Consider the following 309-nt stretch of genomic DNA (forward strand, 5'->3'; position numbering starts at 1 on the left):
CAGCGGCGCCAATGGATAGATGTCCTGGATGTTGGCGGCGCCGCCCGGCACCGCCGCGACGATGCCGTCGATCTCCTGCTGGCTCAGCTGCACCAGCGGCAGCATGTCCGGTGCGATCGCCTCGCAGCCGTCGACGATGCCGTTGGCAGGCACCACCACGTCGACCGCGCCGCCGCCGGCGGCCAGCGCCGCGATGGTCGGCGTGCCGAACAGCGCACGCACGTCGGTCTGCACGCCGGCCCGGCGCATGCGCTCGATCAGCGCCACCGCCAGCAGCGAATGGCCGCCCAGCTCGAAGAAGTTGTCGTG

General features: G+C 71.8%; 1 protein-coding gene. It reads right to left on the minus strand.

The genetic code is table 11. The annotated features are described in order from the left end of the window. The coding region (locus RUGAMON1_RS32730) for a phosphopantetheine-binding protein (RefSeq protein ID WP_445234437.1) at positions 1-309 on the minus strand (309 nt) is incomplete at both ends.

This window comes from Duganella rhizosphaerae (genome assembly GCF_040364205.1).
GTDB classification, from domain to species: domain Bacteria; phylum Pseudomonadota; class Gammaproteobacteria; order Burkholderiales; family Burkholderiaceae_D; genus Rugamonas; species Rugamonas rhizosphaerae.